We start from the raw sequence: 25808 nt of genomic DNA, 5'->3' as shown, positions 1-25808 counted from the left end.
ACATCGTCACCTGCGTCTTCTCGGTGAATGCACCGCGGAATTGCCCGTACACCAACGCTAAAATCAGCGCGCACACCACCATCATGGCGACGGCGATCAACTTGTACGGCGGAGTCCTTTGTGAGTTGATCTGTACGGGTGAGCCCGGACCTGAATCTGTCGACAAGACCGTTGCTGCCCCTTACGTCCGCGCCGCAGCATCCGCGCGCTGCGGCGAGCGACCCCAACCATTGCCGGGGGCTCCAACTTAACGAAGACCAGTGAAATGTACCGCGTCGGCCCCACATGCGCGAACGGTCGTTCACATATCCGACGGACGCCCCGGGCGCAGACGCCAGGGCTACGCTCGAGAAGGACAAGGAAAGGTGCGCGATGCTCGCAGCGTTCGGATTCGAATCCCTGGGCGTGGTCGTCGGGGACATGTACTTCATCGACCCATCCCCGCTCGAGGGTCAGGAGACCCCGGAGCGCGGGGTCAGACTCGAACTGCGCCTCGTCGACCGGGCCGCCCCCCAAGGCTCGATCTACGCCGGCGTCCCGATCGCCTTCACCCGCCCGGTGTGGCGGGTGGATCTTTTCGGGTCCACGGAGAGCCCGCCCGGGACGCTGGACCGGGCCCATCACCACCCGCGTTTCGATGGCTGGGAACCCAGCAGCCGGCACTTCGTCCCCGAGCTGTCCGCCGACCCGCTGACCTGGCTGACCGAGCAGCTGGCCGACCCGGCCGCCATCCTGGCCCGCGCCGGCGTCGACGCCGATGAGGTCAGCGAAGCCGACACCACCGGGCTCGCGGCGGCGGCCCCGGAGATCGTCGCCGCGGTGAAACGGTTGCTCGAGGGCGTGCGCAACGGCGAATTGGCCCCGGCCCCCGCCGAGCCGGTCGCCGCCGCCCGCACCGGCTGGCTCTGAGGTGCGTTAGCGTCGTCGGTGTGACCCTCAACGACATCGCCCTGACCACCCTCGACGGCCGGCAGACCACGCTGGCCGAATTGTCCGACGGCGCAACGCTGGTCGTCAACGTGGCCTCCAAATGCGGGCTGACTCCTCAATACACGGCGCTGGAGAAGCTGGCCAAGGACTACGGCGAGCGGGGCCTGACGGTCGTCGGGGTCCCCTGCAACCAATTCATGGGCCAGGAGCCGGGCACGGCCGACGAGATCCAGGAGTTCTGCTCGACCACCTACGGAGTGACGTTCCCGCTGCTGGCGAAGACCGATGTCAACGGCGACGACCGTCACCCGCTGTACGCCGAGCTGACCAAGACCGCCGACGCCGACGGCCAGGCCGGAGACATCCAGTGGAACTTCGAGAAGTTTTTGCTCGCCCCCGGCGGTGAGGTGGTGCACCGGTTCCGGCCCCGCACCGAGCCCGATGCCCCCGAGGTCATCAGCGCCATCGAGGCCGTGCTGCCCCGTTAGGCGTGAAAACGGCCCCCGGAGAATCTCCGGGGGCCGTTTTACCTGGTAGCGGGGACAGGATTCGAACCTGCGACCTCTGGGTTATGAGCCCAGCGAGCTACCGAGCTGCTCCACCCCGCGTTGGTGAATGTCAGGTTACCGAACGCGTGTCACGGCGGCCAAATCGCGCGCTCAGCGGCCATCCCCGCGCCGAGATTGCCGCCGCGGTCGTACTTCACGCGGTGATCACAGCCGTCACGGCAATCTCGGCGCTTTCAGGTCAGTGTGACGGCGGGTTCAGCCCATACCGCTGCGCGATGTCGTCCATCCACTCCGGCGACCCGTACGTGAGCCCGTATTTGTCGGCGAGCTCGCCGAACTCGGGCAACTGGTGCAGCGGCTCGGTCGCCGGGTCGTCGGCGTGCTCGATGAGCAGCTCGCCGAGCTCGCGGAAATAGTTCTCGAATCCGCCCGGGGTGATGATCTCGACAATGCGGCCCGGCTCGCTGCCGGCGTTCCACATCGCATGCATCTGGCCGCGGGGCTTGGTGATGTAACCACCGGGACCCAGGACCACCTCGCTGTCGTCGGAGCGGAAGCCGATCTCGCCGGCCAGGACGATCGAATGCTCGTCCTCCCGGGTGTGCCGGTGCGCCGCGGTGAGCAGGCCGACCGCGAACGGATGCTCGACGATGGACACCTCGCCGCCGTTGGTCTTGCCGGATATCTTGAACACCGCCCCGAAGCCGGGGAGCGTGACGACCTCGCCCTCCCCCGGCTGCACCACGGTGACCCCGATGTCGTTCAGTTTGGTCATCTGACTCACCCTTCTCCGAATGTCCGTGCGCTGCAATGCCCGCGCTACTCCGGCCAGCTGTTGTGCAGGATGTGGTCAACGAAGTCGACGCGCTGGAAGGCGGGATCGAAGTGCGCCAGCACATCGTCGTTCATGGTGCCGAAGGTGGTCTGCGGGCGGTGCTTCATGCCGTCGTTGAACGCCGCCACGATGCGCTGCTTGAACTGCGGGCGCGGGTGCGCGGCGGTCACCGCGGCTAGCGCCTCCGGATCCAGCTGCTCGCGCCCGACACCGAGCACGTCGACTTCCACACCGGCCTGTACCAGGGCCACTTCCGGGGCCATGAACTCCGGCACGCCGGGCGTGGTGTGCAGCGCAATGCCGAGCCAGACCTTGGCGGCCTCGGCCTCGTCGACGCCACGGGCCCTCAAGAAGTCCCGTGCCGCGTCGGCGCCGTCGACCTCGAAGCGGACCTGCGAATCGCGGTAGCGCTCGGTCAGGCCGAGGTCGTGGAACATCGCCGCGACATACAGCAGCTCCGCGTTCGGTTGCAGCCCACGACGCAGGCCCTGCAGTGCGCCGAAGAAGAACACCCGCCTTGAATGGTTGAAGAGCAACTCGTCCTCGGTGTCGCGGATGAACTCGGTCGCCTCGCGGGCCAGCGAGCTGTCGGGTACGTGGATGCCGGCGATGGTGTCCATTGAGCTGGTGGTCATGTTGTCTCCTTCTGGGTTGGTTATGAGTGTGCGGCCGCCCGGACAATCCGACCCCGCCCGTTCTGGCCGTCCTCTCCACAGAACGCGACACAATGGCGTGCGTGGCTGCAGCCAAAACACGGGTCGTGGTGATCGTCGTTTTCGACGGGGTGACGCTGTTGGACGTCGCGGGGGCGGGTGAGGTGTTCGCCGAGGCCAACCGCTTCGGCGCCGACTACCGACTCAAGATCGCGTCGGTGGACGGGTGCGATGTGACCAGCTCGATCGGGGCCCGATTGGGCGTGACCGACAGCATTTCGGCGATCGAGTCCGCCGATACCGTCATGGTCGCGGGCAGCGACGACCTGCCGGGGCGACCCATCGAACCCGCCCTGGTCGAGGCCGTCCGATCGGTGTCAACACGGACCCGTCGTCTGGCGTCCATCTGCACGGGGTCGTTCATCCTCGCGCAGGCCGGCGTGCTCAGCGGCCGGCGCGCCACCACCCACTGGCACGACACCCGGCTGCTGGGCCGAGCGTTTCCCGATGTCACCGTCGAGCCGGACGCGATCTTCGTCCGCGACGGCGACATCTTCACCTCCGCGGGCATCTCGTCGGGCATCGACCTGGCGCTGGCGTTGGTCGAAATGGATTACGGGACAGAACTGGTCCGCGACGTGGCCCGGTGGCTGGTCGTCTACCTCAAACGCGCCGGCGGCCAATCGCAATTCTCGGTGTTGCTCGAGGCCGATCCCCCGCCGGAGTCGTCGCTGCGTCCGGTCACCGACGCGATCGCGGCCGACCCGGGCGCGGACTACAGCGTGAAAAAGCTTGCGGCGCTGGCGTCTTTGAGCACCCGCCAGTTGACCCGTCTCTTCCAATCCGAGCTCGGGATGAGCCCGGCGCGCTACGTCGAATTGGTTCGGATCGATGTCGCCCGCAATGCGCTGGAATCCGGCCGCTCGGTCACCGAGACCGCGGGCATGGCCGGCTTCGGCAGCATCGAAACGCTGCGACGGGTGTTCGTCAACCATCTCGGGATCAGCCCGAAGGCCTACCGGGACAGGTTCCGCACGGCCTACGCCTGAGGAGCTATTTGGGTGTTGTTGCGCTTGACCGTCCCGTCTTCGAGTCGCTGCAGCGCGGCACCACCCGACGCGGCATGCACCTGAATCAGTGATCGCGGGCCGGCACCGGTCAGTCGTGGTCGTGTTCGTCAGTGTCCTGCAGCGCTATGGTGCGCATGCGCTCTTCGATCTCCGTGGAATCGAGCACACCGCGGCGCGCCAGCAGCCGTTCGAGCGCCGCCAGCCAGCGCTCGTAGTAGTTCCAGGTGCCATCTGCAGTATCACGCGCGCGCTCCCACCGGCTGATCTCCTCGATGAGCAGATCGCGCATGTCGTCGAACGGGTAAACCCCGGCCTGCGCCATCGCCACAGCGGCACCGAAGGCCCGGCATTCCCATGGCGCGTCGAACACCAGCTCGCCGTTGCGACGTGGCAGCGCGCCCAGGCCCGTCGCGTCGGCCCCGAGAATATCGGTGGCGGCGTTCACGCGGCTGGGCTCGAGACGATGCCGGTGCCGATCATCGCGTCGCGCGTGACGAGCGCCGCGAGCTCCCGCTCGGACATGCCGTCGGTCCCGGCGGGACGCTGCGGTAGCACCAGGTAGCGGGCATCGAAGCTGGAATCCCAGATCCGGATCTCGGTGTCGTCGGGCATCGTCAGGCCGAACTCGCCAAGCACCTCGCGCGGCCAGCGCACGATGCGGGCACGGTATTGGGGCGTCTTGTACCAGCTCGGAGGCAGTCCGAGCAGCGCCCACGGGTAGCAGGAGCACAAGGTGCACACAACCACGTTGTGCACCTGCGCCGTGTTCTCCACGACGACGAGGACCTCGGCCCCGAAGCCGGCGATGCCCAGTTCGGCGACGGCGGCGGGCGCATCGTCCAGCAGCCGCCGCCTGTAGTCCTCATCGACCCACGCACGGGCCACCACGGCGGCGCCGCGCAGCGGCCCGATGTCGTGCTCGTAAGCGTTGGTGATCTCGTCGATCGCCTCGGCGCTGACCATCCCCTTTTCGATCAGCAATGACTCAACGGCCTTCATGCGCAACGCGAGATAGGACGGATCGGTAGGGCTCATGGGTTCTCCCCCTGCAATTCGGCACCGCTGGGCGCGTGGTCCTCGAGATAGCTCTCCCACAAGTCGACGACGATCGCGTCACGCCCGGTGACGTCCGGCCACACGTCGCACGCGCGCAACCGCACCGCATAGACGTACTCAAAGTGGATTTCGCCCGACGCCACCAGCGTGTCCTCGAGAATCATTGGCCGGTGGACCATCTCGACGACTCCCGTGCATCCCTGTGCGTATCCGGGTATGCGCGTGTGGCGACGGCCCGACGCGGGTGATTCGATGCGCTTGGCGCGCACAATGTCACCGGCAGCGAAACGAGGCGGCTGCACGAGCTGCTCGGGCCCGAGCGGGGCGCCTTGGGCGACAAGGGCCCTGACCCTCTCGAGGATCTCCGCGTTGCGATCTTGCGGCAGCGGCGCGTCGGGATTCGAAAGCGCATCGGCCACGCGCGCTTCGATCTCCTCGTCCGTGAGGACGCCGGCCGATACGGCACACCGCTCGAGCGCATAAAGCCACAGTTCGGCGTAGCTCATCGACAGGTACGCGACCGGGTGCAGCGCTTCGATGGCCGCTCGATGCGTCGGGGGGATCAGCATCCCCGTGACGACGGCCGAGACGGTCGCGCCGAGCGTCCGACGCTCCCACACGGCGTGGCGAACCGGCGCAGGGGTCTCCATCGGCACGGGTCCGAGCCCCGCCATCCCACCGACATCATGTGCGCCACTCCCCATGACTACCCCGTGTTTCCTCTCGAACCTGTTATCGACAATCTTGGGGCGCGAGGGTGTCCGTCGACCGCGTTGGAAGATGTCGTCTCGTTGAGTGATCCCGATAGCCAGTTTGCGGGTCGGTGGGATATTCGATCGTCACTATTTGCGCCATCTTTCCCACAAAATGCGACACACGCTGGCCCCGACGCCACCGAGCGTCACTGGGGCTTGGCGAGTTTCGGCAGCCGAAGCCCGCGCATAGGCGAAATGGCTGGCACTACGGGTGAATTCGTCGACTCCGCACGGTCACAGCGTCGCTCGACGCCGCACGGCCGACCTATTTCGCGTTGTTGTATTTGGTGATCGCGTCGTCCAACCGCTGCAGCGCCGCACCGTAACCGGCGAAATCGCCCTTCTTCTGCGCGTCCTTTGCCTCGCCGATCGCCGCCTGAATCTCTTGCAGCGCAGCGGATTTGGCGGGCGACAGCGTCACCGATCCGTCGGGCACCGGGGGTGCGGCGACTGGGGGTGGTGAGCCGGGCGTGGCGACCGGCGCCGGCGCGCTGGGCGGCGGACTCGCGGCCGGTGTCCCGGCTTCGGTGGGCTGGATGCTGGTCGCGGCCGCACCCGCGCCCGGACCGAACAGCCCGGTCAGGGCGTCGCGCACGGTGGGTCCGTACCCGATCTTGTCGTTGTACATCATCGCCACCCGGATCAGCCGCGGGTACGACGACGCCGCGTCGCTGGCCCCCGGCGAGGCATACACGGGCTCGACGTAGAGCAAGCCGCCCTGCCCCACCGGCAATGTGAGCAAGTTGCCCCACCGGATCCGGTTCTGGTTGTCACGCCCGATCACGCCGAGGTCCTGGGACACCGCCGGATCGGTGGTGATCGCGTTGTTGGCCAGCTTCGGCCCGTTGACCTGTCCCGGGATGGTCAGCACGGTGATCCTGCCGTAGGTGGCGGGATCGGAGCTGGCGCTGATGTAGGCGGCCAGATAGTCGCGCTTGAACCGGTTCATCGCGCTGGTCAGCTGATACGACGCCGTATTGTCGTTCTTCGCAATGTTTTTCGCGACGATATAGTATGGCGGCTGGTAGCTGCTGGCCGTCGGGTTCGGGTCCAGCGGCACGTCCCAGAAATCCGAGGTGGAGAAGAACGTCACCGGATCGTTGACGTGATACTTCGCCAGCAGCATCCGCTGCACCTTGAACAGGTCCTCGGGATAGCGCAGGTGCTCGGCCAACTCCGGGGTGATGTTGCTCTTGGGCTTCACGGTCCCCGGGAACACCCGCATCCAGGCCTTGAGCACCGGGTCCTGCTCGTCCTGCTGGTACAGCGTGACGGTGCCGTCGTAGGCGTCGACCGTCGCCTTCACCGAGTTGCGGATGTAGGAGACCCGCTTGTCGGGTGCGAGCCTGTTGAACGCGACCTCGTTGGAGTCCGCGGTCGCCGACTCCAGCGACGTGAGTTCGGAATACGGGTAATTGTCCAGCGTGGTGTAGCCGTCGATGATCCACACCAGTCGCTTGTTGACGATCGCCGGGTACACCGCGCTGTCCGTGGTCAGCCACGGCGCCACCGCCTCCACCCGCCGCGCCGGGTCACGGTTGAACAGGATCTTGCTGTTCGAGCCGATCACGTTGGAAAACAAGAAGTTTCGCTCGGCGAACTTCGCGGCGAACACGCTGCGCGACAACCAGTCGCCGAGCGGGACTCCACCGAGCCCGGTGTAGGTGTAGTTCTTGGTTTCGTTGTTGGTCTCGTAGTCGTATTCGCGGTCGTTGCCGTTGCGCCCGACGATCGCGTAGTCGGCCGAGGTATTGGAGATGACCGGCCCGAAGTAGACGCGCGGCTGGTCGAGTTGGGCCGGGCCGTCGGACACCACACCGCCGTTGGCGCCGACGACGTTGACCAGGAATTCGGGGTAACCGCCGTTTTGGTTGGGATCGTTGGCGACGCCGCGGACCGTGTTGGCCGGTGACGCTATGAACCCGTTGCCGTGGGTGTAGACGCTGTGCCGGTTGATCCAGTCGCGCTGGTTTTCGATCAGCCGGTCGGGGTTGAGTTCGCGGGCCGCCACCACGTAGTCACGCAACGCGCCGTTCCGGTCGACGTACCGGTCGATGGAGAGCTGGTCGGGGAAGTAGTAAAAGTTCTTGCCCTGCTGGAACTGGGTGAACGCTGGACTGACGATCGTCGGGTCCAGCAGCCGGATGTTGGACGTGGTCGCGCGGTCGTCGGCGACCTGCTGGGCGGCGGCCTGAGCGTCGCCGGTGTAGTTGCGGTAGGTGACCTGGTCGGAGGTCAGGCCATAGGCCTGCCGCGTCGCGGCGATGCTGCGGCTGATGTATTCGCTTTCCTTTTGCGCGGCATTGGGTTTGACGCTGATCTGTTCGACGATCAGCGGCCACCCCGCGCCCACGATCAGCGAGGACAGCAGCAACAGGACGAGCCCGATCGCCGGGATTCGCAAGTCCTTGAGCACAATCGCGGAGAACACCGCGGCCGCGCAGATGAGCGCGATCGCCATCAGGATCAGCTTCGCCGGCAGCACCGCATTGATGTCCGTGTACCCGGCGCCGGTGAAGGGCTTGCCACCGCGGGTGTGCGACAACAACTCATAGCGGTCCAGCCAGTAGGCGATCGCCTTGAGCACGACCAACAGCCCGACCAAAGTGACCAGCTGGATCCGCGCCGAACGGCTCAGCGCACCCGTCCGGCCGGACAGCCGGATCCCGCCAAAGATGTAGTGGGCCAACAAGTTGGCGATGAAGGCCAGGAACACCGCGACGAACAGGTAGGACAGCAGCAACCGATAGAACGGCAGCTCGAAGGCGTAGAAGCCGAGATCCTTGCCGAACTGCGGGTCCTTGATGCCGAAGTCGCCGCCGTGCAAGAACAGCTGAATTCGCACCCAATAGCTTTGCGCGATGATGCCGGCGAGCAGGCCGATCGCCACCGGGATTCCGGCGCTCACCAGTCGCAGCCGGGACAGCACCAGGGCGCGGTAGCGCGCCACCGGATCGTTGTCGTTGCTCGGCACGAACACCGGCCGCGTGCGGTACGCCACCGCCAGTCCGGCGAACACGATGCCGCCCACCAGCAGACCCGCAACCAAGAAGACCACGAACCGGGTGACCAGCACGGTGGAGAACACCGAGCGGTAGCCGAGCTCGCCGAACCACAGCCAGTCGACGTAAGCGTCGATCAGCCGGGGGCCCGCCAGCAGCAGAGCGATCACACCCAGTGCGATAAGGATCAGAATCCGGCTGCGCCGAGTCAGCTTCGGCATCCGTGCGGTGGGCCGCATCCCCACTGGCTACGCTCCCTGATCGATGGCTAGACGGTGACAACTCTACGCATGGCACTACCCGGGACCATCAAGGTTCGCTAGCAGCTTGGCGGCTGCCCACCCGACCCGATCGCGTGCAGCGCATCCACTGCCTGGCCGAGTGTGTCGACCTTGACCAGCCGCAGGCCGGACGGATTGTCCGAGCTGGCCTCATAGCAGTTCTTCGCCGGCACCAGGAACACCGTGGCCCCGGCGGCGTGCGCGGCGACCATCTTGTGGGTGATGCCGCCGATCTGGCCGACCTTGCCGTCGGACGAAATGGTCCCGGTGCCCGCGATGAAGTTCGACTTGGCGAGGTCCCCGGTGGTCAACTTGTCGACCACCGCCAGGCTGAACATCAGTCCGGCGGACGGCCCACCCACGTTGGCCAAGTTGAAGTTCACGGTGAACGGCGCCCATGGGGCGTCGAGCACCGCGACGCCCAGAAAGCCGTAGTCGCGGTCCTTGTTGGCGCCCAGCGTGATCTGTGCCACCCCGGCCGGCTCGTTCTTGCGGCGATAGTCGATCGTCACCACCTGGCCTGGCTTGGTGTTCTTGAGCAGTCCCGTGAACTCGTCGACCGTGGCCACCGGCACGCCGTTGACCGCGTCGATGGCGTCACCGGTCTTGAGCTTGCCCGCCGAGGGTCCCGGCTCGGGGACCTTGGCGACCGTCACCGCCGCCGGGTACTTGAGGTAGCCCAGGGCGGCATAGGCGGCGCTGTCCTCGGATTGCTTGAAGTCCGCGTTGTTGGCCTTGTCGACGTCCTCGCGCGACTTGCCCGGCGGATAGATGAGGTCGCGCGGCACCAGCTGCTCGGTGTCCGAAAGCCACAGCGTCAGTGCCTCGCCCAGTGTCAGGTCGTCGCGCTGGGACACCGTGGTCATATTGAGGTGGCCGGTTGTCGGGTGCGTCTGGGTGCCCTCGATCGCCACCACCTGCTTGCCGTCGACCTCGCCGAGCGTGTCGAAGGTGGGCCCGGGCCCCAGCGACACGAACGGCACCGTCACCACCGCCAGCAACACACCGAACACCAGGATCGGCACCAGCGCGACCACCAAGGTCAGGATGCGCCTGTTCACGCCGATCACACTAGACGGCGGCTGCGGCGCGGTGTTCAGCCACAACGTTCTACCGGGTTCAGCTACAAGCTGACCCGAGGTCGCGCCGTCCGACCTTGTGGTGAGTACCGTTGGGGGTATGGCTGACCTGCCTTTCGGCTTCTCCTCCGGAGACGACCCCGACAAACACGGGAAAAAAGATCCCGATTCGGGCTCGAACCCGTCCGACCCGTTCGCCGCCTTCGGCATGAGCGGTGAATTCGACATGGGCGACCTGGGGCAGATCTTCACCCAACTGGGTCAGATGTTCAGCAGCGCGGGCAATGTCGGACCCGGTGGAACCGGCTCGGGCCCGGTCAATTACGAACTGGCGCGGCGCGTCGCGACGAATTCGATCGGCTTTGTGGCGCCGGTTCCGGACACCACCAACTCGGCGATCGCCGACGCGGTGCGGCTGGCCGAGACCTGGCTGGACGGGGCCACGGCGCTGCCCGCGGGCACCACCAAGGCGCTGGGCTGGACCCCCGGCGACTGGGTCGACAACACGTTGCAGACGTGGAAGCGGCTGTGCGACCCGATGGCACAACAGATTTCGACGGTGTGGGCGGCGTCGCTGCCCGAAGAGGCCAAGAGCATGGCCGGCCCGCTCATGCAGATGATGTCGCAGATGGGCGGGATGGCGTTCGGGTCGCAGCTCGGGCAGGCGCTGGGCCGACTGTCCCGCGAGGTGTTGACATCGACCGACATCGGTTTGCCGTTGGGGCCCAAGGGAATTGCGGCGGTGATGCCCGACGCCGTCGAGTCGTTCGCCACCGGGCTGGAGCGGCCGCGCAGCGAGATCCTGACGTTTCTGGCGGCGCGTGAGGCCGCCCACCACCGGCTGTTCAGTCACGTGCCGTGGCTGTCGAGCCAACTGCTCGGTGCCGTCGAGGCGTACGCGATGGGCATGGAAATCGACATGTCCGGCATCGAAGAGCTGGCGCGAGACTTCAATCCGGCGTCACTGGCGGACCCGGGAGCGATCGAAAACCTGCTTGGGCAGGGCGTTTTCGAGCCCAAGGCGACGCCGGCGCAGACACAGGCACTGGAACGTCTGGAAACATTGCTAGCCCTGATCGAGGGCTGGGTGCAGGTGGTGGTGGCCGCCGCGCTGGGCGACCGGATTCCCGGGGCGGCCGCGCTGGGCGAAACGATGCGCCGCCGCAGGGCCAGCAGCGGACCCGCCGAGCAGACCTTCGCGACGCTGGTCGGCCTGGAGCTGCGGCCGCGCAAGATGCGTGAGGCCGCCGCGTTCTGGGAGCGGCTGACGGAGGCCGCCGGGGTCGACACCCGCGACGGCATCTGGCAACACCCCGACCTGCTGCCCGACGCCGACGACCTCGACGAGCCGGCGGGCTTCATCGATCGAATCATCGGCGGCGACACCAGCGGAATCGACGAGGCCATCGCCAAACTCGAGCGCGAGGGCCAGGGCCCCGACGGCCCGGGTGCCGACGGCGGCTCTGTGGATAACTGAGCGGACTCGCGACGCCCGGCGTGGCACAGTTGCGCGGTGACTTCGCGGTGCCAGGCCGTCCTTTCCACCTATGCGCTGGATCCCGCTTTGCCGGTGCTGCTGCGTCCCGACGGTGCGGTCCAGGTGGGTTGGGACCCGCGCCGCGCGGTGCTGGTCCGCCCGCCGGCCGGCCTTGCCGCCGCCGAGCTGGCCACGCTGTTGCGGACGATGTGGTCGCCGACCCCGCTATCGGAGTTGGAGCGCCGCGCCCTCGACCGCGGGCTGACCGACGCCGACGGTCTGCGCAGCCTCGTCGAGCAGCTGGTCGGCGCCGGCGTCGCCACCGAATGCGGGCGACCCCGCGCCCGGGCGGCGTCGGTGCGGATCCACGGTCGCGGGCCCCTCTCCGAGCTGCTGGTGGAGACCTTGCGCTGCTCGGGCGCCCGGATCGCGCACAGCAGCCAGCCGCACGCCGCCGTCTCGGCCGACGACGTCGACCTGGTGGTGCTGTCGGACTTCCTGGTCGCCGACCCGCGCATGGTGCGCGACCTGCACACCCAGGGCGTCGCGCATCTGTTGGTGCGGGTGCGCGACGGCATCGGGCTGGTGGGTCCGCTGGTGATACCGGGCGTGACCAGCTGCCTCGGGTGCGCGGACCTGCATCGCCGGGACCGCGACGCGGCGTGGCCGGCCATCTGCGCGCAGTTGCGCGAAACCGTCGGTGTTGCCGATCGGGCCACCGTGCTGGCGACCGCCGCGCTGGCGCTCAGCCAGGTGAACCGCGTGATCGCGGCAGTGCACGGGCAGGAAACGGCCGAGGCCGGCCCGCCCCAAACGCTCAATGCGACTCTCGAATTCGATCTGCACTCCGGCGCGATCGCCACGCGACCGTGGGCCAGACATCCGTTGTGCTCCTGCTGAAGCGCCATTTCCGTTGCGGCGCTTGGCCTCGTGGCCAGCCAGCGAGGACCGCCCGCCGCGCCGACCTGCGCTTACGAAGTGTGACAACGGGTGTTGTCGACGTCTCTCCACATCGCGCTGGTCATCATGGATGATGGATGCGTGGCAGACATCAAAAGGGGCCGTGCCGCGCGGAACGCGAAGCTGGCCAGCATTCCGGTCGGATTCGCCGGCCGGGCAGCGATCGGATTCGGTAAACGGCTGACGGGAAAGTCCAGGGACGAGGTTCAGGCCGAGCTTCTGGAGAAAGCCGCCCACCAACTGTTCACCGTGCTTGGTGAGCTGAAGGGCGGCGCGATGAAGGTGGGCCAGGCCCTGTCGGTGATGGAGGCCGCGATTCCCGAGGAGTTCGGCGAGCCGTACCGCGAAGCGCTGACCAAGCTGCAAAAGGACGCCCCGCCGCTGCCCGCCGCCAAGGTGCACCGCGTGCTCGATGCCCAGCTGGGCACCAAGTGGCGCGAGCGATTCACCACGTTCGACGACACCCCGGTGGCCTCGGCCAGCATCGGCCAGGTCCATAAGGGCGTCTGGGCGGACGGCCGCGAGGTGGCGGTCAAGATCCAGTACCCCGGCGCCGACGAGGCACTGCGCGCCGACCTCAAGACCATGCAGCGTCTGGTCGGGGTGTTCAAGCAGCTCGCGCCGGGTGCCGACATCCAGGGCGTGGTCGACGAGCTCATCGAGCGCACCGAGATGGAGCTGGACTACCGGCTGGAGGCCGAGAACCAGCGCGCGTTTGCCAAGGCGTATCACGACCACCCGCACTTCGCGGTGCCGCGCATCGTGGCCAGCGCGCCGAAAGTGGTGATCCAAGAGTGGATGCAGGGCACCCCGATGGCCGAGATCATCCGGCACGGCACCACCGAGCAGCGCGACTTGATGGGCACGCGCCTGCTCGAGCTCACCTTCGACGCACCGCGCCGGCTGGAGATGCTGCACGGCGACGCCCACCCCGGCAACTTCATGCTGCTTCCCGACGGCCGCATGGGTGTGATCGACTTCGGCGCCGTCGCGCCGCTACCCGGCGGGTTGCCGATCGAGCTCGGCATGACCATCCGGCTGGCCCGTGACAAGAACTACGACATGCTGTTGCCGACGATGGAGAAGGCCGGCTTCATCCAGAAAGGCCAACAGGTGTCGGTGCGTGACATCGACGACATGCTGCGTCAGTACGTCGAGCCGGTCGAGGTCGAGGTCTTCCACTACACCCGCAAGTGGCTGCAGAAGATGTCCACCATCGAGATCGATCGCTCGGTATCCCAGATCCGCACTGCCCGCCAGATGGACTTGCCGCCCAAACTGGTCATTCCGATGCGGGTGATCATGTCGGTGGCCGCGATCTTGTGCCAGCTCGACGCCCACGTGGCGATCAAGGCGCTGTCCGAAGAGCTGGTGCCCGGCTTCGCCGAACCCGACAGCGCGGTCGTCTAGGTCCGTCGCCCTAGGCGGCGGCCCCGTCCTGCCCACAACCCTTGCGGGGTCGTCCGCGGGGCCGTTTGAAGCTCAGAACCGAGCCGCGGTCGATGATTTCGCCGCCCCAGACGCCCCACGGTTCGGCCCGTTCCAACGCGGCGGCCAGGCACTGCCGCCGGACCGGGCAACTGGCGCACAGCGTCTTGGCCCGCTCGAGATCGGCCGGGGCGTCGGCGAACCACAGGTCGGGATCGCCGACGTGGCACGGCAGGGCTTGTCTGGGGACTGTCGGTGCCGACATGTCCTACCACCTACTTCCTGATCTGGGTTGCTTTGCAGTGATCCGGACCAGGTCGAAAAGTTGCCGACCTACAACTATGGCCACGGATCCTTTTGACTTCGGGTCCGTGGCCATCTGGGAGAAAACCGGGCGGGTGCTTACCTTGCCTTCGGTGGGCCCCCGACATCTACGGACGCGTCGGTCGCGGCGGCGGCGCGATGCTTACGCGCGGCCGCCGTGGCGGCGTGTGCGGCATGGAAGGCGGCCGCGGCCGAAACGGGGCGGGTCGCGCGGGCCACGCCTACACCGAACGCGTCGTTGAGCATCGTGGCCACCTTCCTTCTCCGTAGTGCCGAGTTTGCGGTTTCGAGGGTAAACGGTGACCGCCGATCACCACAACCGATTTTCTGACCAGCGGGTTTATCGGTCAGCGCCCGCGGACCAGTTCCAACACGTCGGGGCCGTACTGTTCCAGCTTGCGGGCGCCGATGCCGGGAATCCCGATCAACGCCTCCTCGTCGCCGGGCAGCAGCTCGGCGATGGCGATCAGCGTGTTGTCGGTGAAGACGACGTAGGCGGGCACCTTCTGCTCCTTGGCGATGTCCAGCCGCCAGGCCTTGAGCCGCAGCAACAGATCCTCGTCGATGTCGGCGGCGCAGGTCTCACAGCGCCGCAGCATGACGGCTGCCGGGGTGGTCAGGTTGTTGTTGCAGATTCGGCAGCGGGTCGCGGTGCCGCGGTTACGCCGGGACTTGCTCGGCGCCGCATCGGCGCGCGCGTGGGGCGCGATGCCGTTGAGGAACCGCGACGGCTTGCGACTCTGGCGCCCACCCGGGCTGCGGGCCAGCGCCCAGCTGAGCGCCAAATGTGTGCGGGCCCTGGTGATTCCGACGTAGAGCAGGCGCCGCTCCTCCTCGACCGCTTCGCTTTCGGCGCCGTGGGCCAACGCGTGCGAGATGGGCAGCGTGCCGTCGGCCAGCCCGACCAGAAACACCGCGTCCCACTCGAGCCCCTTGGCGGCGTGCAGCGACGCCAGCGCGACGCCCTGCACCACCGGTGGATGCCGGGCGTCGGCTCGCGTCCGCAGCTCTGCCACCAACCGGGGGAAGTCGAGCTCCGGCCGCTGGGCCACCTCGTCGTCGACCAGCTCGGCCAGCGCGGTCAGGGCCTCCCAGCGCTCCCGGGCCCGGGTGCCGACCGGCTCTTCGGCCGTCAGCCCCAACGGCTCCAGGATCGCACGGACCACGGCGGGCAGTGGCTCGCGCAGGGGCTCGGCGCCGCTGCGTTCGGCGGCGCGCTGCAGCGCCAGCAGGGCCTGCTTGATCTCCTGGCGATTGAAGAATCCCTCGCCGCCTCGGACCTGATAGGGAAGGCCGGCCTCGGTCAACGCCTCCTCGTAGATCTCCGATTGAGCGTTGACCCGGTACAGCACCGCGATCTCCGACGGCGGGGTGCCGGATTCGATGAGCCGCTTGATCGACACCGCGACCGCGGCGGCCTCGGCGGGTTCGTCGGGATGCTCGTGGAACGACGGCGCCGGGCCCGGCGCCCGCTGACCCACCAGGTGCAGCTTGCTGCCCGCGACCCGGCCGCGGGCCGCCGCGATCACCTGGTTGGCCAACGACACCACCTGCGGGGTGGAGCGGTAGTCGCGCTCCAGGCGGACCACGGTCGCGTCGGGGAACCGGCGGGAGAAGTCGAGCAGGAACCGCGGAGACGCCCCGGTGAACGAGTAGATCGTCTGGTTCGCGTCGCCTACCACCGTCAGGTCGTCGCGATCGCCCAGCCACGCCGACAGCACCCGCTGCTGCAAAGGCGTGACGTCCTGATACTCGTCGACGACAAAGCAGCGGTAGCGGTCCCGGAACTCCTCGGCCACCGCGGCGTCGTTTTCGATCGCGGCCGCGGTGTGCAGCAGCAGGTCGTCGAAATCGAGCAGGGTGACGTTCTCGTCGCGGACCTTGAGCGCCTCGTAGGCGGCGTAAACGGCTGCGACCCGCGCGGCGTCGAGCGGGATGTCGCGCGCGGCGGCGGCCACCGCGGCCGGGTATTCCTCCGGCCCGATCAACGACGCTTTGGCCCACTCGATCTCGCCGGCCAGGTCGCGCACGTCGTCGGTGCTGGCGTTGATCCGGGCGCGGCCGGCCGCGCGGGCGACGACGGCGAATTTGCTGTCCAGCAGCTGCCAGCCCGTGTCGCCGACCACCCGCGGCCAGAAATACCGCAGCTGCCGGTGCGCGGCCGCGTGAAACGTCAGGGCCGAGACCGCGCCGACGGAGTTACCGGCGCCCGCCGCGGCGTCGATCGTCCGCAGCCTCGAGCGCATCTCCCCCGCCGCCCGCTGGGTGAACGTGACCGCGAGCACCTGACCGGGCGCGACGTGACCGCCGGCGACCAGCTGGGCGATCCGGTGCGTGATGGTGCGGGTCTTTCCCGTTCCGGCGCCGGCCAGCACGCAGACCGGGCCGCGGGGAGCCAGCACGGCCTCGCGCTGCTCGTCGTCCAGCCCGGCTGTCAATGGATCGGCGACCGTCGGCATGGCGTCCATCTTGGCAGCGGTCGCCGACAAACCCCGCGCATCGCCACGCCCCAATCGGCGGGACTTGGCGTGTCGCCCCGGCGAGTCGGCGGATCCCACGCATCTCGCCGCGGCGCGTCTGCGCGGGACCCCCGCGCGGAATGCATGGTCGCCGGGCTACGTTAACGAGCTATGACCTCTGCCCCGCTCACCGTCTACACCACCTCCTGGTGCGGTTACTGCCATCGGCTCATGACGGTGCTGAAGTCCAACGGCATTCCCTACGAGGCGGTCGACATCGAGCACGACGCGGCGGCCGCCGATTTCGTCAGCTCGGTCAACGGCGGCAACCGGACGGTTCCGACGGTGAAGTTCGCCGACGGGTCGACTCTGACCAACCCCAGCGCCGCCGAAGTGAAGGCGAAGCTGGCCGAGGCCGGCGCCTAAGCGTCCGGTCAGTCGATCGCCGCCCAGGATTCGATGATCACCCGGGCGATCGAAATCGACCCGGGCAGCAACAGATTCGACTCCGACGAGCTGGACCAGTCCCCCGCCGCCAGCGCGGCACGCACCTCGTCGCGCGTGAACCAGGCCGCCTCGGCGATCTCGCCGTCGTTGAACGAGAATTCCTCGGCCGGGTCGCCGACGGCGTGGAAGCCGACCATCAGCGAGCGCGGGAACGGCCACGGCTGACTGCCCAGGTACCGCACGTCACGGACCGTCAGGCCGATCTCCTCGCGGATTTCCCGGGCGACGCACACCTCGAAAGATTCGCCGGCCTCGACGAATCCGGCCAGCAGCGAGAACATCCGCTCCGGCCACACCGCCTGGCGGGCCAGCACCGCGCGCTCACCGCCGTCGTGGACCAGGCAGATCACCGCCGGGTCGATCCTCGGGAACTCCTCATGTCCGGTAACCGGGTTGACGCGTGCCCAGCCCGCCCGGGCCGGCCTGGTCGGCGAGCCGTCCTCGGGGCTGAAACGCGCCTTCTCATGCCAGTTCAGCAGCGCGACGGCCGCGGACACCAGCTGACTGCTGGTGTCGTCGAAGATCGGACCGAGGCTGCGCAGATTCACCACCTCGGCGGGCGCATCGGGATCCTCCGGAGCCTGCAGCGGGCCGCGCACGCCCCAGACGTGACGGCCGTCCTCGAGGCGCCCCAGAAAAACGGCCTCCGACGGCGGCTTGTCGCCGATTTCGGCGGCCGCCCCGAGCACCACCCGACCGTTGGCGGCCAGCACCTGATTGCGCGAATCCACTCGCAGCAGCGCCGCATCCGCCCAGCCCGCGGTGGCGGCCTCGACGTCGGTGCGCAGCTGATCGGCGCGGTCGGCACCGACCCGCGACAGCAGTGGGACGCTGCGCAGCTGAAAGTCCGCTATCGCCATCAGTGGTCGGCGTTTCGGATATAGAGCAGTCGGTCGTTGGCCTCGATGGCGTCCACTTCCGGCGCGCCAATGCGCAGCAGGTGGCCGTCGCGCACCACGCCGAGCACGGTGTCGCGCAGGTGCCGCGGCGACCCGCCGACTTCGGTCTGCTCCACCTCACGCTCGGCGATGGCCAGCCCGGCGTCGGGGGTCAGCAGATCCTCGATCATCTCCACGACGCTGGGGGTGGTGGTGGCCAGGCCGAGGAGCCGCCCGGCGGTGGCCGAGGACACCACCACCGAGTCCGCGCCCGACTGCTGCAGCAGGTGCTGATTCTCGGTCTCCCGGATCGACGCGACGATCTTGGCCTTGGGCGCGATTTCGCGCGCCGTCAGCGTCACCAGCACCGCGGTGTCGTCGCGGCTGGTGGCGACGATGATCGAGGCCGCGTGCTGGGCGCCGGCCAACCGCAGCACGTCGGCTTTGGTGGCGTCACCGTGGAGCGTGACCAGGCCCGCGCTTTCGGCGTGCTCGAGCGCGCTGCGATCGGTGTCGACGACGACGACCTCGGTCTGAACCGTCTCGTCGCCGAGGATCGCGGCGACCGCCGTCTTCCCCTTGGTCCCGTAGCCGATCACGATGGTGTGGTTGCGCACTCTGCTCCTCCAACGCTGGATCTTCCACCCGCGGCGAGATCGCTCGGACAGCACTTCGAGGGTGGTGCCGACCAACACCGCCAAGAACGCGATCCGCAGCGCGGTGAAGATCAGGGTGTGCACCAGCCGCGCGGTTTCGGTGTACGGCGTGATGTCGCCGTAGCCGGTGGTCGACAGCGACACCGCGGAGAAGTACACGCAGTCCAGGAAGGTCAGCGGTTCGTTGCGGACGTCTCGGTAACCGTCGCGGTCCACATAGACGATGAGCGCCGCCGCGAACAGCACCACGAGTGCGATGGCCAGGCGGCGGGTGATGACCCGGATCGGACTGGCATGCTCCTCGGGGATGCGCACCACGCCGATCAGCTGGTGACCGCGCTGAGCGGTCAGGGTTTCGTCCAGACCGCTCAGCCTTCGGGACCTACCGTTGCCCACGGCGGTCCGTCATCGGCTTACCTTTTGCGCACGAGACACGCACGCGTCTTATGTAACCACGGCCACACCTCCACCAGTACTCGGGCGGCGCACGTCACACCTGGACCCGCCGGTCGCCGTCCGGAACCATCAGCAACCCGGCCACCTCGGCGCCGCTCGGCAGTTCCTCGGGGATCACGGTGGTGCGGGCGCGCACGTAGTAAAAGGCGGTGCGCACCGAGGATTCCGGGACGCCGGCCAGCGCCGCCCAGGCCTGGCGGTACACGGCGAGCTGGACGGCGGCCTGCCGCATCGCTTGCGGCCCTCGCGGCGGTTCACCGGTCTTCCAGTCCACCACGGTGGCGCCGCCGTCGGGATCGGCGAAGACGGCGTCGATGCGCCCGCGTACCAGTGTGCCGCCGATCGGCATTTCGAACGGCACCTCGATGGCGACGGGCACCCTTGCGGCCCAGGGTGATTCGGTGAAAGCATCCTGCAGCGCGGTCAGTTCCGCGGCGTCGCCGGCATCGCAATCTGCCGCGCCAGGCAGGTCGCCCAACTCGAACAAACACTCGGCGCCATAAAATCTCTGAACCCATGCGTGAAACGCATTGCCCAGCAACGCATGCGGCTCCGGCCGAGACGGCAACCGGTACGCCAACCGCCGCGCTGTACCGGCCGGATCACGCGCCAGCCCCACCAGGGAGCTGACCGACAACTGGCCCGGCAGGGCGTGGGGCGCCGGCTGCACCGACCGGGCACGCTCGGCCAGCAGTGCATCGACGTCGGCGGCCCAGCCGTCCACATCGACGCCGGTCTCGGTCGTGTCGGCCACCAGCGCCCGCCTCACCAGCGCGGCGCCATGCTCGACGTCGTCGCGCCGCCACCCCAGCGGGTCGGGCGGCCATACCGCTTCGACGACGTTGTCGCGTAGGGGGTTTCGCTCGCCGTCGGCGGGCGCGGGCGCCCAATGTTCCACCGTTCCGCAAGGGTCGCCGGCCGCGGCCGAATCGTCGATGACCGCCTTGATCTCGCAGAGGAAGTCAGACGGCCCGCGCGGCTTGATGCCGGTGGCCCCCCAGTGGTGCCCGGACACCAGCAGGGTGTCCTCGGCCCGCGTGATGGCCACGTACAACAGCCGTCGTTCCTCGTCGATGCGCCGCTGCTCGAGCTGGCGGCGATGCTCGGAGATCTTGTCCGACAGCTGCTTTCGGTTGGTGACGTCGGAGGTGTCCATCACCGGGATGCCCAGGGCACCGGCGGCCGCGCGATCGCCGCGCAACAGCGGCGGCAGCTCGGCGGCGTCGGTGAGCCAGGTGCTCTTCGACGCCGTCGACGGGAAAGTGCCGCCGGATAGGTGAGCCACCGCCACGACCTGCCACTCCAGCCCCTTTGCGGAGTGCACGGTGAGCACCTGGACGCGGTCGCGGGCGACCGTCAACGGCGCCGGCGCCAAACCGTTCTCGACGGTCTCGGCGACGTCCAGGAATGCCAGCAGGCCGGCCACCGAGGTGGCCGCCGATCCGATTGCGGGGTCGGTGCGTTCGGCGTAACCGGCGACGACGTCAGCGAACGTATCCAGGTGCTCGGTGCCGGCCCAGCCGGCACCGACCCCCGCTGCGGCCCGGACTTCGCAGTCGATGCCCAGCACACGCCGCACCTCGGCGACCAGGTCCGGCAGCGGGTGGCCGAGGTGGGCACGCAGGGCACTCAGTTCGGCGGCCAGAGCCGTGATGCGCTGATACCCAGGAGTCGAATATGCCTGCGCCGCACCGGGATCGGCGATCGCGTCGGCCAGGCATACGGTGTCGGCGTCGGGGCCGGCCGCTTTCGCGATCGCCTCGGGCGAGGACGCTTCGGCGGGCGGCGCGGCTCCGCCGAGTGCACGCGCACGCTGCCACAGCGCCGCGAGGTCGCGGGCACCAAGGCGCCAGCGCGACCCGGTCAGCACCCGCATCGCCGCCGCGCCGGCCGTCGGATCGGCGATCAGTCGCAGCATGGCCACCACCTCGGCGACCTCAGGGATGGCCAGCAGCCCGGCCAGCCCGACGACCTCGACGGGGATGCCGCGGGCGCGCAACGCGTCGGCGATGGGCGCGGCGTCGGCGTTGCGGCGCACCAGCACCGCGGCCGTCGGCGGCGCAGCGCCCTCGTCGCGGGCCCGCCGGTACTGCGCGTCGAGATGGTCGGCGATCCACTCCCGCTCGGCCATCACGTCGGGCAGCAATGCGCAGCGCACGGTGCCGGGCGGGGCATCCGGGCGCGGGCGCAGCGCGTGCACGGCCACCGATCGCCGCCGCGCCTGCGCCGAGACCGCGTTGGCCACCCGCAGGGTCGTCGGCGGGTTGCGCCAGCTGGTCCGCAACTCGCACATGGGGGCGGGGGTGCCGTCGGATCGGGGGAAGTCGGTGGTGAACCGCGGCAGGTTGGTGGCCGACGCGCCACGCCAGCCGTAGATCGATTGAATGGGGTCGCCGACGGCGGTGAGCGCCAGCCCGTCGTCGACTCCGCCGCCGAATAGTGCTGAGAGCGCGATGCGTTGGGCGTGACCGGTGTCCTGATACTCGTCGAGGAGTACCACCCGGTAGCGGCTACGCAGCTCCTCGCCGACTTGTGGGAACGCCGCCGCCAGCCTGGCCGCCGAGGCCATCTGCATCCCGAAGTCCATCGCCTTGGCGGCGCGCATGCGGTCGTTGAGCGCGTCGAGCAGTGGCACCAATTCGGCGCGTTCGGTCTGGGTGGCCAGCAACCGCAGCAGCCATTGGCTGGGGCCGCGGTCGCTTTGGTAGGGGCCCGCGGGCAGGGAGTGGATGAGCCGCTCCAGCTCCACGTGGGTGTCGCGCAGCTGGCCGGTGTCCACCAGGTGCTCGGCCAGTTGTCCCCACAGCCGCAGCACCATCGAGGTGACGGCCGCAGGCGTCTTGTCGGTCCGCAGTTCCCCGGGATAGGTGTTCACCACGTCGAAAGCCAGCTGCCACAACTCGGTTTCGCCGAGCAGCCGGGTGTCCGGTTCGACGGGCAGCAACAGCCCGTAGTCGCGCAGTAACGAGCCCGCGAAGGCGTGGTAGGTGCTGACCGTCGGTGCGCCGTCGGTGTCGACGGCCGCATCGCCGCCGGCGCCCGGCGCTCCCAGGCCGATACCGGCCAGCCGGGCCAGCCGGGACCGGACGCGGCGCAGCAGTTGGCCGGCGGCCTTGCGGGTGAAGGTCAAACCGAGCACCTGAGCGGGTGCCGCATAGCCGTTGGCGACCAGCCACACCACCCGCGCGGCCATGGTCTCGGTCTTGCCGGCGCCGGCCCCGGCGATGACCACCAGCGGCCCCGGCGGCGCGGCGATGACGGCGGCCTGCTCGTCGGTGGGCGGGAAAAGCCCCAGCGCGCCGGCCAATTCGGCGGGGCTGTAGCGCGGCGCGGTCACCGCGGGGACCCGTCGGCGTGGGCCGGACAGTTCGGCCGGACGGGGCAGTGCGCGCAGCCGTCGTTGCGCCGCGCGACGAACTGCGGTCCGGACGTCGCGCCGGCCGCACGCGCGATGATCTCGCGCCATTCGTCCCCGGCGGCGGTGGTCAGCGGATCCTGTTCGCGTTCAGCCACTCCCGATGCCCCGGCCTTACCGAGGTACACCAACCGCGCGCCGCCGGGCTCGACGTTGTCGGCACCGTTGCCGAGCAGTCCCTCCGCCACCGCCAGCTGATACACGGCCAGCTGGGCGTGTTGCTGTGCATCGTCCTTGCTGGCCGGGTTCTTGCCCGTTTTGATGTCGACGATCACCAGCCGCCCCGCGGCGTCGCGCTCCAGCCGGTCGACCCGGCCACGCAGTCGCACCTCGCCGCCGTCCCCGGTGCTCAGGGTTCCGTCGATCTCGACCTCGACGCCGACCTCGGTCAGCGCGCCCCGGGTCTGCGCCCGCCACTCGATGAACGCCTCCAGCATGGCGCGGTGTCGGGCCAGCTCGTTATCCGAATGCCATTGCGCCGCAACGGGCAGATGCTCCCAGGCGCGGTCCAGCTCGGCCAGCAGTTCCGATTCGCTGCGGTGCGGCTCGGCGATCAGGGCGTGCACCATCGACCCGATCGCCGAGCGCACGTCGCGCGGGTCGGATCCGCCGTGCCGCTCGGCGAGCCAGCGCAGCGGGCAGTCGCTGAGTGTCTGCATGGTCGAGGGCGTCAAGGTGACCACGTCACCACTGCCGTGCAGCGGTTCGCCGGTGCTGATCGGGGTCAATCCGTGCCATCCGGCCGGGTCGGCGCCGGGTACGCCGGCTTTGGCCAGCCGTGCCAATTGCGTTGCCGCGCAGTCGCGGGCGCGATCGTCCACCGCCCCGTCGGGCGCGCACACCACCCCACGCAGCCGGCCCACCAGCGCGGACGCGGACAACACCCGCGGCGCCGAGACCGGTTCGCTATCGGCGTCGTCGTCGGCCCACTGCGCGATCTCGGTGAAGAAGACCGACGGCAGCGCCGCCTCCAGACCCGCCCCACCGGTCTCGCTGTCGACGGCCGTCACCAGCAGCCGGCGCCGGGCCCGGCCCAGCGCCGCCACCAGCAGCCTGCGCTCCTCGGCCAGCAGCGGAGCCCGCACCGAGGCGTCCGCGCCGACCCCGTCCAGCACGTCCAGCAACCGCTGGGTGGCCAGCACGCCGCCACGCGGAACGGTGTTGGGCCACAAGCCATCCTGCAATCCCGCGATGACCACGAAATCCCATTCGTGCCCCAGCGCGGCGTGCGCGCTGAGCACCCTGACCTGCTCGGCCACGGTGGCGGGCTCGGTGGCGGCGCTCGGTAGCGCCAGCGAGGCGATGTGCTCGGCCAGACCGCGCAACGACGCACCCGAGGTGCGCGCGACATAGTCGTCGGTGACCTCGAACAACGCGGTCACCGACTCGAGGTCCCGGGTGGCCTGCGCCGCGGCGGGGCCGCCGCGCTCGCTCACCGACAGCCAGCGGCGCTGCAGCCCTGACCGGTGCCAGGCGGCCCACAGGGTGAAGCGAGGGTCGGCACCGGCGGCATGCGAGCGCGCTGCCGCGTCCAGCACCGCGCGGACCTTGCGCAGCGCGGCGAATTGCGGCCCCGCAGGCGTCGCGTCAGCGGACAGCGCCTCGGCCAACAGGTCGGCGAAGTCTCCCGGGGGGCGAGAAGGGTTGGCGCGCTGCAGGGTTCGGCGCAGCCGACGCAACGAAACCGGATCGACGCGCCCGATAGGGCCGGTCAGCAACGCCAGCGCCTGCTGCCCGTCGAGCCCGTCCGCGGTCGCCAGCAGCACGGTCAGCAGGGCCCGCGCGGCCGACTCCTCGGACAGCGGCCCGGGTACCGCGGGTGCCGCCACCGGCACTCCAGCCGCGGCCAGGGCCCGCGGCAATCGCGCGCCGGCCCGCGGCACCGACCGGACGATGACCGCCATCTGCGACCAGGGCACGCCGTCGATCAGGTGCGCACGCCGCAGCGCGTCGGCGATGGTGGCCGCCTCGGCGTGCGCCGACGCGGCCAGACGCACCGTGACGGATCCCTCCCCCGCACCGGCGCCGTCGATCCGCCGGCCGCTGCTGCCGCCGGGTAACCGGCCGGCGATGCCGCTGACCCCGCGCGCCACGGCGGGGGCGCACCGGTGCGACGTCGTCAGCGTCACCGAGCGCGAGTCGCCGCCGAGCAACCCGGCCGGTTCGCCGCCCCGGAAGCCGAACACCGCCTGGTTGGGATCGCCGGCGATCAGCGCCAGCTCGGCGCCCGCCGCGAGGACCCGAACCAGGCGCGCCGCCTGCGGGTCGAGCTGCTGGGCGTCGTCGATCAGCAGAACGCGGATCCGGCCGCGTTCGGCCGACAGCAACTCGGGGTCGACCGCAAACGCTTCCAATGCGGCGCCGACCAATTCGGCTGCGCCCAGGGCCGGTGTGGTCGCCTCCGGCGCGGCGGTCCCCACCGCCGCGCGCAGCAGCATCACTTGCTCGTACTGGCGCGCGAATTGGCCGGCCGCGCTCCATTCCGGCCGCCGGCAACGACGGCCGAGCCGCTCCAGCTCATGGGGATCGACGCCGCGTTCGGCGCAGCGGGCCAACAGGTTTCGAAGCTCGGCCGCGAAGCCGGCGGTGCTCAGCGCGGGCAGCAGCTGGGCGGGCCACGCCGTCGCGGCGCGCGGTCCGTCCTCGAGGTCTCCGGCCAGTAGTTCCCGGATGATGGCGTCCTGCTCGGCGCTGGTGACCAGCCGCGGGGGCGCCTCGCCGGCGCGTTCGGCGGCGCGCCGCAAGACCGCGTACGCGTACCCGTGCACGGTCCGCACCAGCGGCTCGCTGACGGCGGCCCGGCCTCCTATGGGTCGCGAGCGCAGCAACGCCGTCGTCAACGCGCTGCGCTCGGCCATCCCGATCCGGCCCGAACCGGTAAGCAGCAGAACCGATTCCGGCTGGACACCGGCCTCGATCCGGGCCACCGCGGCGTCGATCAGCAGGCTGCTCTTACCGGTGCCGGGCCCGCCGAGAATTCGCAGCCGTCCACGCGCCCCGGGGTCTAAGACGCTGCTCGCTTCGGCATCCCAGGTGTAGGCCATGACGGCATGACATCACGAGGGTCCGACAGATCCG

Annotated in this window: 21 protein-coding genes and 1 tRNA gene; 7 read left to right on the top strand and 15 right to left on the bottom strand. The window is 69.2% G+C overall.

What is annotated here, in order from left to right; translation table 11 throughout:
* The first annotated feature begins 372 nt into the window (after nt 1-372).
* Both AC5Y4T_RS23300 and AC5Y4T_RS23295 read left to right on the top strand, forming a co-directional pair.
* The gene (locus AC5Y4T_RS23300; RefSeq protein ID WP_499920242.1) at nt 373-909 is read left to right on the top strand and encodes a hypothetical protein; all 537 of its coding nucleotides are present in this window, start codon (nt 373-375) and stop codon (nt 907-909) included.
* A gap of 20 nt (nt 910-929) precedes the next feature.
* Nucleotides 930-1418, top strand: a complete 489-nt coding sequence (locus tag AC5Y4T_RS23295) for a glutathione peroxidase (RefSeq protein ID WP_499920243.1) — start codon at nt 930-932, stop codon at nt 1416-1418.
* Between the two features lie 43 nt (nt 1419-1461).
* Here the strand turns inward: AC5Y4T_RS23295 and AC5Y4T_RS23290 are convergent.
* The 3 genes from AC5Y4T_RS23290 to AC5Y4T_RS23280 all read right to left on the bottom strand — a co-directional run bounded on the left by AC5Y4T_RS23290 (nt 1462) and on the right by AC5Y4T_RS23280 (nt 2909).
* Nucleotides 1462-1538 (bottom strand) — tRNA-Met (locus AC5Y4T_RS23290).
* A gap of 139 nt (nt 1539-1677) precedes the next feature.
* Nucleotides 1678-2214, bottom strand: a complete 537-nt coding sequence (locus AC5Y4T_RS23285; RefSeq protein ID WP_499955657.1) for a cupin domain-containing protein — start codon at nt 2212-2214, stop codon at nt 1678-1680.
* A gap of 44 nt (nt 2215-2258) precedes the next feature.
* Entirely contained in the window at nt 2259-2909 is a 651-nt protein-coding gene (locus AC5Y4T_RS23280) for an HD domain-containing protein (RefSeq protein ID WP_499955655.1), read from the bottom strand.
* Between the two features lie 92 nt (nt 2910-3001).
* On the opposite strand from AC5Y4T_RS23280, the gene AC5Y4T_RS23275 reads away from it, so the two are divergent.
* A complete protein-coding gene (locus AC5Y4T_RS23275) occupies nt 3002-3976 on the top strand; it encodes a GlxA family transcriptional regulator (RefSeq protein WP_499920246.1) in 975 nt (324 codons plus the stop codon).
* A 109-nt stretch (nt 3977-4085) separates the two neighbouring features.
* Here AC5Y4T_RS23275 and AC5Y4T_RS23270 read toward each other — a convergent pair whose 3' ends face one another.
* From AC5Y4T_RS23270 to AC5Y4T_RS23250, 5 genes are all read right to left on the bottom strand, one after another.
* Nucleotides 4086-4442: a nitrile hydratase accessory protein gene (locus AC5Y4T_RS23270; protein WP_499920247.1), complete on the bottom strand. Its 357-nt coding sequence runs from the start codon at nt 4440-4442 to the stop codon at nt 4086-4088.
* The gene (nthA, locus tag AC5Y4T_RS23265) at nt 4439-5032 is read right to left on the bottom strand and encodes a nitrile hydratase subunit alpha (RefSeq protein WP_499955653.1); all 594 of its coding nucleotides are present in this window, start codon (nt 5030-5032) and stop codon (nt 4439-4441) included. The genes AC5Y4T_RS23270 and nthA overlap by 4 nt, the downstream gene beginning before the upstream one ends.
* Nucleotides 5029-5757, bottom strand: coding sequence for a nitrile hydratase subunit beta (gene nthB, locus AC5Y4T_RS23260; protein ID WP_499955651.1), 729 nt, complete (start codon nt 5755-5757; stop codon nt 5029-5031). Before nthB ends, nthA begins: the two co-directional genes overlap by 4 nt.
* A 316-nt stretch (nt 5758-6073) precedes the next feature.
* Nucleotides 6074-9055 carry a UPF0182 family protein gene (locus AC5Y4T_RS23255; protein ID WP_499955649.1) on the bottom strand — a complete coding sequence of 994 codons (2982 nt, stop codon included), beginning with the start codon at nt 9053-9055 and terminating at the stop codon, nt 6074-6076.
* A gap of 74 nt (nt 9056-9129) precedes the next feature.
* A complete protein-coding gene (locus AC5Y4T_RS23250; protein WP_499920251.1) occupies nt 9130-10152 on the bottom strand; it encodes a YlbL family protein in 1023 nt (340 codons plus the stop codon).
* A gap of 100 nt (nt 10153-10252) precedes the next feature.
* Between AC5Y4T_RS23250 and AC5Y4T_RS23245 the strand changes: the two genes are divergently transcribed.
* The 3 genes from AC5Y4T_RS23245 to AC5Y4T_RS23235 all read left to right on the top strand — a co-directional run bounded on the left by AC5Y4T_RS23245 (nt 10253) and on the right by AC5Y4T_RS23235 (nt 14017).
* Entirely contained in the window at nt 10253-11647 is a 1395-nt protein-coding gene (locus AC5Y4T_RS23245; RefSeq protein ID WP_499920252.1) for a zinc-dependent metalloprotease, read from the top strand.
* A 36-nt stretch (nt 11648-11683) separates the two neighbouring features.
* Entirely contained in the window at nt 11684-12547 is an 864-nt protein-coding gene (locus tag AC5Y4T_RS23240) for a cyclodehydratase (protein ID WP_499920253.1), read from the top strand.
* Nucleotides 12548-12673: 126 nt separating this feature from the next.
* Entirely contained in the window at nt 12674-14017 is a 1344-nt protein-coding gene (locus AC5Y4T_RS23235; RefSeq protein WP_499920718.1) for a macrolide-binding ATPase MABP-1, read from the top strand.
* A gap of 10 nt (nt 14018-14027) precedes the next feature.
* On the opposite strand, the gene AC5Y4T_RS23230 is transcribed toward AC5Y4T_RS23235, so the two are convergent.
* The 3 genes from AC5Y4T_RS23230 to AC5Y4T_RS23220 all read right to left on the bottom strand — a co-directional run bounded on the left by AC5Y4T_RS23230 (nt 14028) and on the right by AC5Y4T_RS23220 (nt 16818).
* Nucleotides 14028-14300, bottom strand: a complete 273-nt coding sequence (locus AC5Y4T_RS23230; protein WP_499920254.1) for a WhiB family transcriptional regulator — start codon at nt 14298-14300, stop codon at nt 14028-14030.
* A 137-nt stretch (nt 14301-14437) separates the two neighbouring features.
* Entirely contained in the window at nt 14438-14605 is a 168-nt protein-coding gene (locus AC5Y4T_RS23225) for a hypothetical protein (RefSeq protein ID WP_499950811.1), read from the bottom strand.
* A gap of 101 nt (nt 14606-14706) precedes the next feature.
* A complete protein-coding gene (locus AC5Y4T_RS23220) occupies nt 14707-16818 on the bottom strand; it encodes an ATP-dependent DNA helicase UvrD2 (RefSeq protein WP_499920255.1) in 2112 nt (703 codons plus the stop codon).
* Nucleotides 16819-16989: 171 nt separating this feature from the next.
* Here AC5Y4T_RS23220 and mrx1 point away from each other — a divergent pair, with 171 nt between their 5' ends.
* The gene (mrx1, locus tag AC5Y4T_RS23215) at nt 16990-17244 is read left to right on the top strand and encodes a mycoredoxin Mrx1 (RefSeq protein WP_067128113.1); all 255 of its coding nucleotides are present in this window, start codon (nt 16990-16992) and stop codon (nt 17242-17244) included.
* Between the two features lie 8 nt (nt 17245-17252).
* Here mrx1 and nudC read toward each other — a convergent pair whose 3' ends face one another.
* The 4 genes from nudC to AC5Y4T_RS23195 form a co-directional block, all read right to left on the bottom strand.
* Entirely contained in the window at nt 17253-18185 is a 933-nt protein-coding gene (gene nudC, locus AC5Y4T_RS23210; RefSeq protein WP_499920256.1) for an NAD(+) diphosphatase, read from the bottom strand.
* Nucleotides 18185-19255 carry a potassium channel family protein gene (locus AC5Y4T_RS23205; RefSeq protein WP_499920257.1) on the bottom strand — a complete coding sequence of 357 codons (1071 nt, stop codon included), beginning with the start codon at nt 19253-19255 and terminating at the stop codon, nt 18185-18187. The genes nudC and AC5Y4T_RS23205 overlap by 1 nt, the downstream gene beginning before the upstream one ends.
* Before the next feature lie 94 nt (nt 19256-19349).
* Nucleotides 19350-22682 carry an ATP-dependent helicase gene (locus AC5Y4T_RS23200; protein ID WP_499920720.1) on the bottom strand — a complete coding sequence of 1111 codons (3333 nt, stop codon included), beginning with the start codon at nt 22680-22682 and terminating at the stop codon, nt 19350-19352.
* Nucleotides 22649-25774, bottom strand: coding sequence for a PD-(D/E)XK nuclease family protein (locus AC5Y4T_RS23195; protein ID WP_499955647.1), 3126 nt, complete (start codon nt 25772-25774; stop codon nt 22649-22651). The genes AC5Y4T_RS23200 and AC5Y4T_RS23195 overlap by 34 nt, the downstream gene beginning before the upstream one ends.
* Between the last annotated feature and the right edge of the window lie 34 nt (nt 25775-25808).

This window comes from Mycobacterium sp. NGS11 (assembly GCF_059813315.1).
Note: the sequence above shows the minus strand (reverse complement) of the source record. Positions and strands in the feature narration are given on the sequence as shown.